This is a genomic window from Photobacterium sp., assembly GCF_057456235.1.
On record NZ_JBVCPH010000002.1, the window covers coordinates 17,390 to 30,820 of the forward strand.

Sequence of the window (13,431 nt, forward strand, 5' to 3'; positions counted from 1 at the left end):
ACCGCTACGGCCGTTATTTTTCCTGGCTATGGCTTAACTCCTTGTTCCGTCGTCAATCGGAATCTATTTCATGTTGCTTGAGAAAGACTATCAAGATCACAAAGAGGTTTTTTTGTTTCAATTTACATTGAAAATGAAATATTTGTTTCGTATAAGGGTGTTGTTGAAACAAAAACGTTGAAGCAATTTAGCGCCGATGCCTGGCCTGCCTCCTTATATTAGGAGGCTGGCCACTAGGGTTCAGGGCGACTTGTTCAGTGATCCGAGGAAGGAGTAAAAAGGATGAATACCAGCAATAAGAAGCTCGATCTTATTTGTATGGGTCGTGTGGCTGTTGATTTATACGGACAGCAAATAGGTACCCGCCTGGAAGATATGGGGTCGTTTTCCAAGTATCTTGGTGGTTCATCAGGGAATGTTGCTTACGGTACTGCACGACAAGGTCTCAAGTCGTCAATGCTGGCTCGAGTGGGCGATGAGCACATGGGCCGCTTCCTCAGGGAAGAGTTGGAAAGCGTGGGTGTCGATACCAGCCACCTGATCACAGACAAAGATCGCCTAACCGCATTGGTGATTCTGGGTATTAAGGATGAAGAAACGTTCCCGCTGATTTTCTATCGTGATAACTGTGCAGATATGGCCATCACGGCTGATGACGTTTCAGAAGAATACATCGCATCGGCCCGTTGTTTGGCCATTACCGGTACTCATTTATCCAATCCGAAAACCCGTGATGCTGTTCTTACTGCTCTCAAATATGCCCGCCGTCATGGCGTAAAAACAGCACTCGACATTGACTACCGCCCGGTACTGTGGGGATTAACATCACTGGGTGATGGCGAAACCCGTTTTATTGAATCGGGGCCGGTAACTGAGCAGTTACAGGAAGTATTGGGTTTGTTTGACCTGATTGTCGGCACGGAAGAAGAATTCCATATTGCCGGCGGCTCAACCGATACTGTTGAAGCTCTGTGCGCAGTACGCGAAGTAAGCCCGGCGGCATTGGTGTGCAAGCGTGGTCCGTTAGGCTGCTCGGTGTTTAGCCATGATATTCCCAATGATCTGGATGAAGGGATCACCATCGAGGGAGTACGTGTCGATGTGCTCAATGTCCTGGGGGCTGGTGATGCCTTTATGTCAGGGCTACTGCGTGGCTACCTGAATGGCGAAGGCTGGGAGCAGGCTTGCGCCTATGCCAATGCGTGCGGTGCACTGGTGGTTTCCCGCCACGGCTGTGCACCGGCGATGCCCTCCAAAGAAGAGCTGGATGATTACCTTGTCCGGGCCAACGAGGTACCGCGTCCGGATCGGGATCAGCGACTCAATCACCTCCATCGCGTGACAACCCGAAAGACAAACTGGGAAGAGTTATGTGTTCTGGCGTTTGACCATCGTATTCAGTTTGTCGATATGGCACGTGAAGTGGGAGCAAGTACCGACCGCATCTCTCCCCTGAAGCAATTGATCCTGAAGGCGAGCCAGGAAGTCGCTCAGGAAGCAGGGTTAGAAGGAAAAGCCGGCATTCTGTGCGATAGCAGCTTTGGTCAGAATGTCCTGAATGAAGTTACAGGCTCAGGCTGGTGGATCGGACGTCCGGTTGAATTACCGGGGTCGCGCCCGCTCCGTCTGGAGCATGGCAACATAGGATCACAGCTTATCGGCTGGCCACTGGAGCATGTTGTTAAGTGTTTAGTGTTCTTCCACCCGGAAGATCAGCATACCCTGCGTCTGGAGCAGGAGAATATGGTCAAAGAGGTGTATGCCGCTTGCTGCCAATCTGGCCATGAAATGCTGCTGGAAGTGATTTTACCGGCAGATATGGAACGTAGTGATGAGCTATACCTGGGGGCGATGACGCAGTTCTATAACCTGAATGTGAAGCCGGACTGGTGGAAACTGCCGCCATTGTCTGCACAATCCTGGGCAGAAGCCAGTGCCTTGATCGAAGCACGAGATCCGCATTGCCGTGGTGTTGTCTTACTCGGACTCGATGCACCAGAAGCCGAGCTGAAAGCGGGGTTTGATGCGGCTGCCAGTAATTCACTCGTTAAAGGATTTGCCGTTGGGCGCACTATCTTCGGACAACCGTCTCGAGATTGGCTGGCTGGAAATATAGATGACAGCGGATTGATCGAACAAGTAAAAAATAATTATCACAATCTGATCACGCTTTGGCGTCAGCGCGGTTAATCCGGGCTGTTTAATAGCAACCGCAATCAATGATTACAGGAGTAAAGAGTCATGGAAACCGTTCAGAATTATATCAACGGCCGGGTAAGTGAAAGTCACGGTAACCGCTGTGCCCCCGTATTTAATCCCGCGACCGGCGAGCAAACCCGTCAGGTTGTTTTGAGTTCGGCTGCTGAAACGGCAGAAGCCGTTGCAGTGGCAGATAACGCTTTTCCAGCATGGGCAAAAATATCCCCGCTGAAGCGGGCGCGGGTGATGTTTAAGTTTAAAGCCTTACTTGAAGCGAATATGGACAAGTTGGCGCGTATTATTTCCAACGAACACGGCAAAGTGTATTCCGATGCGGTCGGTGAAGTCACCCGCGGGCTGGAAGTGGTCGAGTTTGCATGTGGTATTCCTCACCTGCTGAAAGGCGAGCACTCTGCCAATGCCGGTACTGGTGTTGACAGCCATTCGTTGATGCAACCGCTTGGTGTCTGTGTCGGTATTACCCCGTTTAACTTCCCGGCAATGGTGCCGATGTGGATGTTTCCGATTGCGCTGGCAGCCGGTAATACCTTTGTGCTTAAGCCGTCTGAAAAAGATCCTTCTCTTGCCCTGATGCTAGCTGAACTGTTGAAAGAAGCAGGCCTGCCCGATGGTGTCTTCAACGTCGTTAATGGCGATAAAGAAGCCGTTGATGTGTTGCTAACGGATCATCGAGTCCAAGCCGTTAGCTTTGTCGGTTCAACACCCATTGCAGAATACATCTACAGCACAGCGTCAGTGCACGGTAAGCGCTGTCAGGCACTCGGCGGGGCGAAAAACCATTGTATCTTGATGCCCGATGCCGATGTGGATATGGCCGCCAACGCGATTATGGGCGCAGCTTACGGCGCAGCCGGTGAGCGTTGCATGGCGTTGTCAGTCGCCGTTGTCGTCGGTGATGAGACAGGCGATCTGCTGATTGAAAAGCTACAGCATTACATCGGTGAAATGAACGTCGGCCCAGGTCTTGTTGAAGGGAAAGAAAACGACATGGGGCCGGTCATTTCAGCCCAGCACAAAGCCAAGATCTGTGACTACATCACCTCAGGCGTTGAACAAGGCGCCTCGCTGGTTGTTGATGGCCGCGAGCTGGTGGTTGACGGTCATGAAGAGGGGTATTTCGTCGGGCCAACACTGTTCGATAATGTGTCGCCAGATATGGCGATTTATCAAGAAGAGATCTTCGGCCCGGTTCTGGCCGTGGTTCGTGTTTCTGATTACCAGACTGGATTGGATTTGATCAATCGTCATGAGTACGGCAACGGAACCGCTATCTTTACCCGTGATGGCGAAACAGCACGTCAGTTTAGCGAAGATGTGCTGGCGGGAATGGTCGGGGTCAATGTGCCCATTCCAGTACCAATGGCATTCCACAGCTTTGGCGGCTGGAAACGCTCGGTGTTTGGTCCGCTAAATGTTCACGGTAATGACGGGGTGCGTTTTTATACCCGAATGAAGACCGTGACCAGCCGCTGGCCGGCCAGTGTGCGCTTAGAGCAACATACCAGTGCTTTTGTTATGCCAACGATGGAGTGACATATTAATTTCGAACTAATCAAAAGGGGGCTGAGTCATTGATTTTCGAATCATATAGGTATGGCGAACCTGGCCTTTTACAAAAGTCGCCATAGGCGACTTCAGTACGCTTGTGCTTCTGTATAACTTAGCGACACAACCTTTCAGAGATTCATCGTTCGGGTGCTATGGCAGAGATGGCCTAAAACCGCCTAAAACCGCCACTTTACAGGTGGCGGTTACCCATCTTGCTGGCTTGCATCAAGTCGCAGAATTAAATAGGGACCATCTGTTCAGACTCTGGATTGATCAGCAAAGTCATGTAAACTATCGTTTTATAAAATTATTGTAAAATCGAAGGTTGGGAATATGGAAATGGCGTATTCTGAAGTAATGGCACTGCCAGCAAAAGAGCGGGGGCCTTTGCTTAAGCTTCTGGCAGAGTCCGGAGATAATGATGCCTGCTTAGAGTATGCAAAGTTGATTTTTGCCGACAAATACAGTGGCACGCCTTCTGCGGGACAATCGAAAGATGAAGCAAAAGCAGAAGCACGTTCAGTCGCCGTAACCTTTCTACATGACGCCGCTCTGCGGGGGCACCTGCCAAGCATTATTCTGGGACAGGATGCCGTCTTTTTAGGTCGTCATGGCGCATTTAACAAAGTGCTCTGCAAGGTGAGTTACACAAAGGCGATTGAGTTCTTAGATCTTTGGCTGGCACAAGAGCCGGAACCGAATGATCGCGCACTGGCACTGTTTCGAAAAGGTCTGTGTCTGAAGCTTATGAATGCGGAAACGCCTTGGGATGAAGTTAAGTCACTTTGGGAGCAATCAGCCAACCTAGATGGAGAGCATGGTATTGCAGCCGCGGCACAACTCGGAGTCTGGTATTATGACAATGGACGCTATGACGAAGCGATCCCATGGCTTGAAAAAGCCAAAACCACATCTATGATGGCAGCATCACACCTGATGTTGATCCACAAAAAACATACTAAGTCTGAGGATGATTATAAAGTGTGCTCAGATATTTGCTTAGCGCTGTGCAGCAGTAAAGCCAAACCGGGCCAAACTTAGACCGCTCTATTCGGAATGCTTGAAAATATGGACGGAGTGACTGTACCCCACTCAATATGCGGATGTTCATTCCAGTTTGCTACATAGTCCCTGAGAGACTAGTTTGTACTCACGATAGTTTTTAACACGTGGTGTGCTTGTTAAAATGATGGTGTTTGGCGTTAACATAACACTTACTATGCGGCGGTGAGAAAGATAACGGATGTGGCCAAGATATTCCTAGTAGCGTTTATTGCCAAATTCTGATTAATATCAGGTCCATATATCACCGTGACATAACTTTCTAGTTTTTCATTCTAATGGCACGTTCGGTTGATTATACTGTTGATGCTCTGTAATCAGCCTGCTATTTTATGGGAACACTCCCATAAAATAGTAGGAATAATGAAAAGAGTATTAGCACCCGTTCTTTTGGGGCTTACTGCTGCGGCATCGGTATCAGCAACTGAGATTGTAGAAAGTGTTATCGTTGATGACGTGAGCTTAAATGGGTATTCAAAGAAGAGCTATGAGGTAGTGCTCGAAAACGAGTCTGAAAATTCATCTTATGCTTTTCGTGGAAGCAGGGTTCAAATGAAATTGCTTGTCGAGCTGTTTCACAATTCAAACAATGGAAAAAAAGCAGCACGAGTTGTAACACTCGGCAGCGGTTATGTACCAGGGAAATCAGGGGTAAAGCAGACTTATAACTCCCCATTGCTTGCCCGGTTTACGCAAACATATCCTGTTGCATTTGACTATAGTATTTACCAAGCTGGAGGTACGTCGATTTTTGGCGATGACTATTCTCCGCAAAATGAAACTAATGACGTTTCTGTGTCGTCTACGACGGTTGCACCATCTATTGGTCTGACTGTGACGGCAACACCAGGAGCGATGCCGAGCTTCTCCGGTACACTGGGAAGCCAGCTGGGAGTAAGCTATACCTCTCGGTATACAAGCAAAGATTATGTTACGGCAGTGGTTCCACATGTCGGTGCTGGACGTGGCACCGGGGTTAAATGGGAAACATCACTAAATCAGCTTTATACCAATGATTACCAGTATTACGGTAAGTGGGCTGGGGTCTACCACTATACTGACTGTTATAATGAAAACTTGCTGCCCGAAGAAAACCTACCCCGCCTGATTTATGGATTTAAGCCGAAATTCCAGTACGTGTTCACGCCAGAACCTGAAAGTGGCACTGAAGCCAAAACTGAGATGATTGTCCGGGCCGGAATGAAGGAAGTAGAAGAAGGATTTAGCCGCAGTGCCTGTACCTGGTCTGACTATGGAACAAAAAACCATTACACAGAGGCACAGGTTCGATTCACCATCGACTGGGATAAGTTGGCCGTAAGCCAGTTTTAACAGAAAGAGTGAACTATATATATTTAATTAATATTAGTTAAGCAAGAGCGGCAAATCTACAATTGCCGCTCTCCTTTTTACAGTTAAGTCTGATTGGACTCGCCTTCTTAAACAATACGAAATTCGAATGCCAATGTGTTAGCGCTACATAATATCAATGTCCAACTCTGGTTGGCGGGGAAGATGCTCAACCTGGTTGAAGTGTTATTTGAACAACGTAGTTGAATAAAGCCATACTCGCCAGCGAGGAGCTGTAGTCGATGATTAAAAATGGGCAGCTCGATAACCTCCATCTGGGATGAGTTTTACGCGTTGGAAGACTAGTAGTATCTGGAAATCAGTACGATTGTGCTTCTGTATAACTTAGCGACACAACCATCATTCCAGCTTTTTACGATACTGCTCTGGCGTACAATGTGCGTGTTTCTTGAACAGGGTAATAAATGGCGAGGCCTGATGGTAACCCAAGGTCAGGGCTATTTCTTTGACGGATAAACCCTTGCGCAACAGGTGTAAGGCGTAGATAAACTTACGCCGTTGGCGCCATTCGGTAAAACTCATCCCCAGCTTATTCTGACAATGCCGGGCTAACGTACGTTCAGTGGTGTGAATCTCTTTTGCCCAGCGGGCCAGAGTTTTGTTATTGGTCGGGTCGCGTTCCAGTTCGGTCAAAATGGGTTTTAATAACTTATCTTCACTGCCTGGCAGAAATTGTTCGTGCTCATTGGCACAAAGCACCTGATCGAGAAGCACTCTCACCATTCGTTGATCTTCGCCGGTGCTGGGCACCGTAATACGACGTTCGCGCAGATCATTAATAATTGCATTCATGATCGGGCTGACTTCTAACAAGCATGCATAATCCGGCAGATCGTCGGCAAAGGGCCTGACGATATTCATCGAACAATAGTTCATGCTGCGACGCATATAACTCTCATGTTCAATTCCTGCTGGTACCCATACCGCATATTGTGATGGTGACAAAAACCGTTTGCCTTCTGCATTCAGCTCCAGAATACCGCCATTAATCAGCTGTAGCTGACCCCAGGAATGGTGGTGCTTCTGAGTGGTGCTATTAGGCAGAAAAACGTCATGGCCAAAAAAGATATCGCCTGGCGGGTTGTCGTTATCAAACAGTGGTTGATGGACATTTTTCATAAGGGCTGCTTATTATCAGAGATGGTCAGTGATGGCTATCTTACAGAAAGTTGTCATCGTTGAAGATCAAAAGGGGCAACTTTGCTGGGTAAACCGTGAAGAAATCGGCGTATATGGCAAAGTTACTTGATGATACTCAGCTAAGATTATATCAACAGAAAAGTGCCTTGATGAATTCAGTTTTACATAACCTTGAATATAAACTGGAGGACCGTGACATGGAGAGATTTAAAAATATAATTGTCGTCGCAACAGCCGAGGCGGCCAACGAGGCGGCATTGGAACGTGCCGCCGATCTGGCGAACAACAACCAGGCGCGTCTTACCGTTGTTGAAGTCATTGAAAAAATACCGACCAACCTGAAGTTATTTCATAACGACCTGTCCCCCGAGATCCTCCAGGCGAACATTGTTGCCGAGCATGAAAAAAGACTGGCAGAGTTGATTGCGCCGTGGAGCAAAAATATCGATATTCAAATCAAAGTGCTTATAGGTATCCCGTTTTTAGAAATCATCCGAGAGGTGATCCGAAATGGACGTGATCTGTTGGTCAAAGCCGCAGGCTGCGATGGATTGCGGGCGCAGGTTTTTGGCAGTGACGATATGCACTTGTTACGTAAATGTCCATGTCCGGTATGGTTAGTCCATTCGAAATCCCCGAAAGCATATCGCCGTATTCTGGTGGCGGCCGCGGTGGATATTTATAGCTCTTTTTTGCCGCAAGAGTCAGAGACCAAACATCAGCTTGATCTTCAGATCCTCGACCTGGCGGGTTCCTTAGCGCTGTCTGAATTCGCCGAGCTGCATATCGCGCATGTATGGGAGGCTATTGGTGAAAGTTCGCTGCGAGGCGGGTTTATGCACAAGACGGAAGATGAGGTTGTTGCCTATGTCGAAAAGGTCAAGCAGCAGCATCAGCAAAACTTGAATGAATTAGTGGCAGAGTTCACCAATCATTTGGGCAATCACGCCTGTGCCTATCTCAAACCTAAAATTCATTTGCTAAAAGGCTCACCACGCAAAGAGATCCCGCTTTTTGCCGATAAGATTGAGGCCGATCTTGTGGTTATGGGGACCGTGGTTCGCACGGGTATTCCCGGGTTCCTGATGGGTAACACGGCAGAAACGATACTCAGCCGAATCGACTGTTCGATACTTGCGGTCAAACCGCAGGGGTTTGTCACGCCGGTTACCCTCGAGGAATAGGTATAACGGGCTAACGGATGCAGATTCGGTCTTTCAGCTCAGGGTTTGACTCAAGGAGCCGGTGGAAGTCATCGCCCTGCAATACCAGCACCTCGCAGTAGCTGGCAGCAGTGACGTCGGCATTGCGCGGTCCCTGAGTCAGTAGTGCCTGTTCACCAAAGAAGTCGCCTCTGCCCAAGCGGACGGGGGCATGATTGTTCGTTACGTCAACTGAGCCGGCAGCAATAAAATACATCGCATTGCCTGCCTCTCCTTTATGTACCACCTGTTCGCCCGGCGCGACGAGAAGCGGTTTAAGGTGTCCGGCGATTTCAGCAATATGGCTGCTGTCCAATGGTGCAAATAAAGGGACCTTTGCCACCAGATCTTCCGGATCCAGACGCTTGCTGGCAACCTGGGTGATACGCTCCTGCAGATAGGGATGGGCTGAGGTTATTTTTTGGAAGTCTTTTACCGGCAGGACAAGCAGCTGGCAATAGGCAATTGCGGTGACAGTGGCACTGCGGGGTTCCTGGGTGAGCAATGCCAGCTCGCCAAAGAAGTCGCCGCTGCCAAGGCGTATCGACTGGTGCTTTGTTGCGGCTTCGACTGCACCGCTGGAGATAAAGTACATCGCATTGCCTGGTTCATCCTGAGTGACGATCCGTTCGCCCGGCACGACCAGCTGCGGGGTGAGCATCGCGGCAATTTCGCTGATACGGTGCGAACCCAGCTCAGAAAAGAACGGGACTTTGGCGACCAGCTTGGCGGGCTCGAGCCCGAGATCCAGCCGCGGCTGGCGATCCATGATGCGACTGCGTTTGTCGATCTCCCGCCCCAGCTCATTAAACACTTCCTGACTGATGATATCTTCATCAAGCATACGGCGGTAACTGGCTTCCTCTAGGCGTAAGGCCACCCGGACAAGGTGGCGCTTCTGGAGCGTTTCTGCGTATTCCGGATATTGTAAGTGAAGCGCTTCCAGCGCCTGCTGGGTGGTTTTGAGGCGGGCGGTTAATAATTGTTCCAGTTCATGGGCGGTGCTCTCGCCAAATAGTGAAGGGATTGTCTCCCGACTATAGCGGATAAGCGCAGTGACCACGGTATCGGTAACTTGCAGCACTTCAAAGCGGTTGGCCAGCTGTATGGCCAGGGGGCGAGAAAGCCCCAGATGCCGCTGCAGCAGCATGGCAGTATGAAAGAGGGGGCCGAATTTCAGAGCGGCATTGATAGTCTCCTGATAGCCGCCTAGCTTGCCAATTTTCAGCCCGTCTTGCAGATCATCGGCGTGAAACATCAGCGTGCGGGTGATTTTGGCAGAATCCAGCCCGTCGCCGAAACGTTGTAGGTAGAGATGACGTTCATGGTTGATCAGGGTGCTGAGTCCGACACAGAGGGTGATGGTATCGGGTTTCTGGCCAGTGCGCGCCATCGAGTGCTCGATCCTGTGCAGTCGCTGCTCATAAATATCAGCCACCCCGGTGGCGATGGTCGGATTGATTTTATCCTCCAGCGCAGCATGTTCAAGCCCCTCACGGATATGGCCTATCGAGAGTGCCATGACCCGGTTGCGAATTAGTCGTTCTTCGGGGGGCAGCTGATCAAGTCCAAAAAAACGCATCATCATGCCCATGGTCGGTGCGTTTACAAAAAGCGTGAACAGCACAAAACCGGTAACCAGCGAGGCGACAAAAGCCTGAATGTCAGGGGCAATGCCCGGCGTTTCGAGGATCACCAGCGCCAGTGCCAGCGAGACGGCACCGCGTAATCCTCCCCACAGCATCACAGTGCGAAAGGCCATGCTGATTTGCTGTCCCAGTCCGAGCCTATTCAGCGACGGCAACACCAGGTAGAGCACCACAGCACGGGCCATGAATGCCGCAATGATTAAGGCGAGCAGGGCGAGTAGCTGGGCTGAGGTAAAATTGACCAGGACTTTGGGAACCAGCAGGCCCACCAGAAAGAAGATCAGGGAATTGGCCCAGAACACCAGCTCTTCCCAGGTTTCGGTCAGCGTGTGCCAGGTATGGGGCGAGATCTTGGTACGTCCGAACGAATTGATCACCAAACCGGCTGTGACGACAGCCATCACACCGGATACATGCAGGTAGTGTTCGGCTAGCAGAAAGCTCAGATAGGCCAGACAGATGGTAAGAGTGATCTCGACCAGAGGGAGATTACGCAGCTGGCCGATCAAAGAAGCGACGAGCCAGGAGGTGATCAGGCCGACCAGAATGCCACCGAAAAACACTTCGATAAATTTGCCGGCCGCAGCCAGCATGCTCTCTTCTGCGCCACTGATCAGCATTGTCACCAGAATCGTAAATAGCACGATAGCCGTGGCATCGTTAAACAGGCTTTCGCCCTCGACCAGGATAGTAAGCCGTTTGGGGGCCCCGAGGTTTTTGAAGATGGCGACGATGGCGACCGGATCGGTGGCCGATACGATAGCGCCAACCAGTAAACAGGCTACCAGGCTGATACCGGAAACATACCAGACGGATAAGCCGACAAGCAGGGTGGATATCAGCAGGCCGATCACCGCAAGCAGGAGGATGGGGCCGAGATCCGCTACCAGGTGGCGGGCATTGATATTCAGTGCCGATTCGAAAATAAGCGCGGGCAGGAAAACAAAAAAGACAGCTTCGGAGGTAATATCCAGCGCTTCAAGTGAAGCCAGAAAATCCCCCAGTATTCCGGGTGCCTGAACGCCGCTCATTGCCAGTACGATGCCACCCAAGAGGCTTCCTGCGGCGGCCAGTAACACCGTATAGGGAAAATTGATACGGTTGGCGATGGGCAGCAGAAGACTTGCAATGGTAAGCAGGCCGACGAGCCCCAGGACCAGGAGAAATGTTTGATGCATGGCAACAGCCTCTACGATTGATCGTTTCCTGTCATACCAACCGCTCCGGCGGCTTGAAGTAAACGTCGGCGGCTGAACTTGGCATATGGCGTGAGAAGGTATCGCTCCCGGAAATGTTGACTCATCAGCCCACTCCTGAGCGCTGGTGGAGCAATATATTTAGGTTAGCTCAAAAATGGGTATTGAAGTCTATACTGACTTTGTGAGGAGCATTTTTTATTTGTTTTTCAGGGGGATTCCAATGGGGCTTTTGCAAAAGAGCCTGAAGGCGCGGATGACGGTCTACTTCTTGCTGGTTTCGGTACTGGTTGTTGTTGCGCTGGCGGCAGTGACGTATTTTCTTTCCGCTGAGACTCAAAAGGAGGTGGCAATCGCGCAGTTTGAGGTTATTGCTGATCACAAAGAATTTGAAATTAATCGGTTTGTTTCCGAGCAGATTGCCATTGCGACGAAAATTGCCGGACTGGATGAACTCCGTAAAGCTGCTGATTCACTATTGTCGAAGGAGTTTGATAGTGCACAGTACCAAGCCGCATATTTGGAGTTGGCCGAAGTCTTGTTTTTGTCCACGTTTCTTGACTATGGTTCAGCGAGCGCCTCTGATTTGACGGAAATTTTATTGCTGACAAATGTAGGCGGCCGGGTTTTCTTCTCCACTGATCCGTCTCATGAGGGGCAATATCGGCTCAGCGATCAGTATTTCACCAAAGGGCGTCAGGGAACCTACTTGAGAAAGGTGTATCCGGGAGCCGAGAGCGGCGTCCCGACCCTGACGGTGTCGACGCCGCTTCTGAGTCCGGCAGGAGAACTGCTTGGCGTGCTGGCAGCCCATATCCGGTTGTCAGTTCTGGTCGAGATTGTCAGCAGGCGAACCGGGTTGGGGGAAAGCGGCGAGGCTTATTTGATCGATGCCCACAACCGTTTTATTTCAGCCGAACGCTTTGGCGATGAATCCTACCCGCGGGGTGTACACAGCGTGGGTATCGAAGCGGCCCTGAAGGGGGAAAACGGAGCGGGCTTCTATGACAACTATTCCAACGTACCGGTCATTGGCAGTTACCGCTGGCTTCCCGATCTGGGCCTGGCGCTGATCACTGAAATTGAGGCTGCCACTGCCTTGGCACCTGCTAACCGTCTTGGCGGGATGATCCTGGGCGTTGGATTATTGGCGGTTGGGGTACTGAGTATCGGGATTTACCTGATTGCCTTTCGGATTGCCCGACCTATTTTGGCCGTAACGGATACCACCTTGAAAATCGCCGCCGGGGATCTCAATCAGACGGCGCCGGTTCTGACCCAGGATGAAACCGGGGTACTGGCGAAAAACTTTAATATTATGATCGAGCGGCTTAAAAGCACCCTTGACGACTTGGCCGAGGAGCAGGAAAAGTCGGAACATCTACTGCTTAATATTCTGCCGGCACCGATTGCAGAACGTCTCAAGCATGGCGAGGATACCATCGCAGACAGCTTTGCCGAGGTTTCGATTTTATTCGCTGATATCGTCAACTTCACCCCCATGTCTGCTCAACTGTCTGCTGCCGAATTGGTCGGGCTGCTCAACGAAATATTCTGTGAGTTTGACCGCTTGAGTGAGCTGCGGGGGCTGGAAAAGATCAAGACCATCGGGGATGCCTATATGGTTGGGGCCGGGATCCCCATCCCGCGAGATGATCATGCCCAGGTGGTTGCGGAGATGGCACTGGACATGATGGAGGTGATTGAGTGTTTCAACCGAAGGCATGGTAGTGATCTGAGCATGCGGATTGGGATCAACAGCGGGCCGGTCGTGGCAGGGGTAATTGGTACGAAAAAATTTGTCTATGACATCTGGGGAGATGCGGTGAATACCGCCTCCAGAATGGAGTCTCAGGGGCTTAAAGGAGGGATCCAAGTCACCGAAGCTACCCACAGGCACTTGCGGGATCAGTTTGTTTTTTCCGATCGCGGGATGATAGGCATCAAGGGTAAAGGAAAAATGCACACCTATATTTTAAAAGGGCGTAAAGAAGAGGCGATCAGTTAGGTTGCTTTTGTTATGCAGGGCTTGAATGAAGGATA

General features: G+C 50.4%; 8 protein-coding genes. 6 read left to right on the forward strand and 2 right to left on the reverse strand.

The window, feature by feature from the left end:
- Positions 1-282: 282 nt before the first annotated feature.
- From AC2204_RS02805 to AC2204_RS02820, 4 genes are all read left to right on the forward strand, one after another.
- Entirely contained in the window at positions 283-2,190 is a 1,908-nt protein-coding gene (locus tag AC2204_RS02805) for a bifunctional 5-dehydro-2-deoxygluconokinase/5-dehydro-2-deoxyphosphogluconate aldolase (protein WP_318923970.1), read from the forward strand.
- Positions 2,191-2,241: 51 nt separating this feature from the next.
- On the forward strand, positions 2,242-3,753 hold the full coding sequence (locus AC2204_RS02810; RefSeq protein WP_318923971.1) for a CoA-acylating methylmalonate-semialdehyde dehydrogenase: 1,512 nt from the start codon (positions 2,242-2,244) through the stop codon (positions 3,751-3,753).
- A 354-nt stretch (positions 3,754-4,107) separates the two neighbouring features.
- Entirely contained in the window at positions 4,108-4,809 is a 702-nt protein-coding gene (locus tag AC2204_RS02815) for a hypothetical protein (protein WP_318923972.1), read from the forward strand.
- Positions 4,810-5,193: 384 nt separating this feature from the next.
- Positions 5,194-6,162: a hemolysin gene (locus AC2204_RS02820; protein ID WP_318923973.1), complete on the forward strand. Its 969-nt coding sequence runs from the start codon at positions 5,194-5,196 to the stop codon at positions 6,160-6,162.
- A gap of 378 nt (positions 6,163-6,540) precedes the next feature.
- Here AC2204_RS02820 and AC2204_RS02825 read toward each other — a convergent pair whose 3' ends face one another.
- Positions 6,541-7,320: an AraC family transcriptional regulator gene (locus tag AC2204_RS02825; protein ID WP_318923974.1), complete on the reverse strand. Its 780-nt coding sequence runs from the start codon at positions 7,318-7,320 to the stop codon at positions 6,541-6,543.
- A gap of 218 nt (positions 7,321-7,538) precedes the next feature.
- Between AC2204_RS02825 and AC2204_RS02830 the strand changes: the two genes are divergently transcribed.
- Positions 7,539-8,525: a universal stress protein gene (locus AC2204_RS02830; protein WP_318923975.1), complete on the forward strand. Its 987-nt coding sequence runs from the start codon at positions 7,539-7,541 to the stop codon at positions 8,523-8,525.
- A gap of 10 nt (positions 8,526-8,535) precedes the next feature.
- Here the strand turns inward: AC2204_RS02830 and AC2204_RS02835 are convergent, their stop codons facing one another.
- Positions 8,536-11,370, reverse strand: a complete 2,835-nt coding sequence (locus tag AC2204_RS02835; RefSeq protein WP_318923976.1) for a cation:proton antiporter — start codon at positions 11,368-11,370, stop codon at positions 8,536-8,538.
- A 175-nt stretch (positions 11,371-11,545) separates the two neighbouring features.
- On the opposite strand from AC2204_RS02835, the gene AC2204_RS02840 reads away from it, so the two are divergent.
- Positions 11,546-13,396: an adenylate/guanylate cyclase domain-containing protein gene (locus AC2204_RS02840; protein WP_318923977.1), complete on the forward strand. Its 1,851-nt coding sequence runs from the start codon at positions 11,546-11,548 to the stop codon at positions 13,394-13,396.
- Positions 13,397-13,431: the final 35 nt, after the last annotated feature.

Excerpts from the sequence above, each read along its gene's own strand:
- AC2204_RS02805 (WP_318923970.1), top strand. The coding sequence starts at position 283 with ATGAATACCAGCAATAAGAAGCTCGATCTTATTTGTATGGGTCGTGTG.
- AC2204_RS02810 (WP_318923971.1), top strand. The coding sequence starts at position 2,242 with ATGGAAACCGTTCAGAATTATATCAACGGCCGGGTAAGTGAAAGTCAC.
- AC2204_RS02815 (WP_318923972.1), top strand. The coding sequence starts at position 4,108 with ATGGCGTATTCTGAAGTAATGGCACTGCCAGCAAAAGAGCGGGGGCCT.
- AC2204_RS02820 (WP_318923973.1), top strand. The coding sequence starts at position 5,194 with ATGAAAAGAGTATTAGCACCCGTTCTTTTGGGGCTTACTGCTGCGGCA.
- AC2204_RS02825 (WP_318923974.1), bottom strand. The coding sequence starts at position 7,320 with ATGAAAAATGTCCATCAACCACTGTTTGATAACGACAACCCGCCAGGC.
- AC2204_RS02830 (WP_318923975.1), top strand. The coding sequence starts at position 7,539 with ATGGAGAGATTTAAAAATATAATTGTCGTCGCAACAGCCGAGGCGGCC.
- AC2204_RS02835 (WP_318923976.1), bottom strand. The coding sequence starts at position 11,370 with ATGCATCAAACATTTCTCCTGGTCCTGGGGCTCGTCGGCCTGCTTACC.
- AC2204_RS02840 (WP_318923977.1), top strand. The coding sequence starts at position 11,546 with ATGGGTATTGAAGTCTATACTGACTTTGTGAGGAGCATTTTTTATTTG.